This is a genomic window from Neobacillus sp. 19, assembly GCF_049463095.1.
Classification (GTDB): domain Bacteria; phylum Bacillota; class Bacilli; order Bacillales; family Cytobacillaceae; genus Neobacillus.
Map to the genome: position 1 here is coordinate 1 of NZ_JBMPZU010000088.1, position 2840 is coordinate 2840.

General features: G+C 43.7%; 4 protein-coding genes. All 4 read right to left on the reverse strand.

Translation table 11 applies throughout. The annotated features are described in order from the left end of the window. Positions 1–413 precede the first annotated feature (413 nt). Positions 414–611: a hypothetical protein gene (locus tag ACO1D1_RS25010; RefSeq protein WP_423337515.1), complete on the reverse strand. Its 198-nt coding sequence runs from the start codon at positions 609–611 to the stop codon at positions 414–416. A gap of 820 nt (positions 612–1431) precedes the next feature. Next, positions 1432–1776 carry a hypothetical protein gene (locus tag ACO1D1_RS25015; RefSeq protein ID WP_423337516.1) on the reverse strand — a complete coding sequence of 115 codons (345 nt, stop codon included), beginning with the start codon at positions 1774–1776 and terminating at the stop codon, positions 1432–1434. Next, positions 1745–1990, reverse strand: coding sequence for a hypothetical protein (locus tag ACO1D1_RS25020; RefSeq protein ID WP_423337517.1), 246 nt, complete (start codon positions 1988–1990; stop codon positions 1745–1747). Before ACO1D1_RS25020 ends, ACO1D1_RS25015 begins: the two co-directional genes overlap by 32 nt. Positions 1991–2508: 518 nt before the next feature. Then, a partial coding sequence (locus ACO1D1_RS25025) for a hypothetical protein (protein ID WP_423337518.1) occupies positions 2509–2840 on the reverse strand: 332 nt, incomplete at its 5' end.

Consider the following 2840-nt stretch of genomic DNA (forward strand, 5'->3'; position numbering starts at 1 on the left):
CATGATGAATCTATAGTTCAACTCAAATTCAAAACGTGTTTTGAAGGACAACACTGTTATTCGAGTTCTTTTAATTCAAAACTGCCAGATAGTCCACGACCCGGCTCGGATGCACTGCCAGATAATCGATATGGAAGATTTCCTTCAGCAACTTGCTATGCAGATCGACATGTGTTAGGACAAGCAGTTTCGCCCATCTTCCCGATAACTCTCTTTCCGATATCGAAGCATATGATGGATTTTCTCAAGTCCGTATCAAGTAGATTCACGAAATACTTTTCCTCTCCTTCATGCCAAACGATTGTGTCGGACCATCGTGGCAAATGACAAAAGTACTGTGAGCCTTTCCTTAAATGATACACCAAGGTCCGATACCGCGAACCTAAGTACCTTGTCTTCGTCATCGAAATGGCTTAGATACTTTCTTTCGAACACATGGGGTAATACTTTGATGCTATGCCGCTCGCAACTACCTTGCCGTCGTCTCCTTCTAATAGCGCCTTTACAATGGTTTCAAATGTCTGGCTCCCGCTCGTAAATAACAAAAAGTCGTTAATCTGATCGTAGTCCCCAACTTCACGGATGGTCTTTTGCAAATTTTTTGGACCCATGTTGGCATTCAGGATGTAAATTCCATATTCGTTCCGGGGTGTGCGTATTCAGTAGCATCCCCTGTATGTTGTCGCTTCGGTTCAGGCGGAATCTCGCTTTCGTATCTCGGCTGTCCGATAACTCCCATCCGTGCGGTTCCAAATCAACGAGCAAGTCATTCGTCATCAAAACGTAGGGCAAGTGGTACTTATCTATTTTCAGTTGGTACCCTGCCGCTCGACAAACATCCCCTGTTTTTTCAAACAGGAGATGCCCGTCTCGCTAATCCGGTGATATTTCCCCGGCCCCGTTGCTTATTCAAATAACCGGAAATCGGTTCGCTATGCAGCAGTTTCTTTTCTGTATCATGTACAGTTTCTTATATGTGTACGGCATCGAAATCCCAAACTTGCGCGCAATCTGCTCTGTCGTAAGCGCGCGGTACTCGTAAAGCCCCGTGAGAATTTTCTTGTATCCAATTTGCATAGGCGTTTGCTTCCTTCCAAAGGCATTTCCCTCCTGCTCCCCCGAAAGGAGTTGTATTCCTGTTTTAGTGATCGCTAGCCATGCGGAGTGTACGGATCGTTTCGTTACGCAATATTGTCATGACTTCCAACATGGCTAACAAAACTTCGTGGATTTTTTAGATTTTTGCCACCTTGCTGGTAAACCTACGAAACTCCGAAGAATCAGGTTTGAATTATCCCGAACAGGTATAATCCATCTGTGAAAAACCAAAAAATAAAGGTAAGAATTAAGGTTCCGCAACCTGAGTCTCAGTCTCTACCTTTCGAGAAAGGTATAATCTAAAAAAAAAGCCGGGTATAAATGAAGCGAAAATCAGTTCCAAAAGTCATTTGCTCCATCAGATACCAAAACATCGATCTCCTCTCCTGCCATCATCTTTTCGACCGCATTTATATTCACTTCACTGAAAATTTTCCCGTCATGAATTTCTCTGTTATTTGCGCCTCGCCAAGTCAGAAAAGGGAAAAGGTTCTCCCGTTCCAACACAAAAACATCGATATAGGGTTCCGTATCCGTCAGGTGTGCCTCCTCTAACAACGTTAGTACATGCGCGTTATCATCGGGAATCAATCCGGTCGCCCGTACCGCATCAATCAAATATTTCCGGTTCCGATTATCGAGATCACTAATACCAGTTTTCCTTGAAATGATGCTCAATTATGATGGTTGCCTTGTCAAAACGGGTTTCAATTGCATTGAAATCATAGAGATTGAACGTCGCTTCGAGGTACATCCTTCGAATAACAGCTTGAAATTCCTTGTCATGGGAATCATATAGTGGCAATGTTCCGGAATATGAAGCGAAACACCGGAAAACCATTAATTTGCAAAGGCTTCGATCGCTTGTTGCGGAAACTAGTTTCTGCAACATAACTTACATCCTCTGATAAATAGCCGGTTTCTCTTATCAATCGCACGCGAAATTCCTCCAAACTTTTTAGCAACAAGTTCATTTCTTTCGGCAAAGCGAAACCTCCTTGGTTATGACGTTGTTTATCCATGTGAACCCCTGTAATAAAGGGAATTGGCAATTAGGCGTCAGACGCATTTTTCATATTGATTCAGCGTTTATTCCATCCGTCTGACAAATGAAGAAGAAGCAAGGTCGGAAACATTGATGTGAAAGGGCTTTGCTCGTTTCGGTCACGTCCGACACGTCACTTTCACTTGGTCCGACGTAAGGGGATTGCCTGTATCGTCTTTCGTTGAACTAAGGCATTTATCGCTTATTCGCTCCGTCAGACAAACCCATTCCAATGAAATTAGCTGCTCACTTATCCGAAAACACCCTTTCTAATCCTTCGAATTCATTGACAAGCCAATGATTATTCGTCTTGATAACATCGGCATAATACATCTTCCTTTGCGTGCTAATGGTCTTCACCCCGTCTAGAAGCTGCCAGTCGGCGAAGATGACAAACGCATTTCGTTTTCATTCTTCGGTTCGGTTGCAAAAATTTCTAGATTGGAAATATCCCGCTTCTTGTCATCACGACTAATTTTGATGTCCTTGATCGCCTTCTTATAAAAATGCTCGGTTGCATATGTCTGCCACTCCGCCTTGTTTGTTTCGTCTAGCACCCAGATCGCCATTGTTTTTCCGACAGTTGACCGTGCTTGATTCACCTGTTCCTTGCCGTGTTTCTTGATGAACTCAGCTTCGAAATCAGGCTCTGTCGGTTGCTCGGCCGTTCCACCTCTCTGCTTCTCCTTTGAACCCC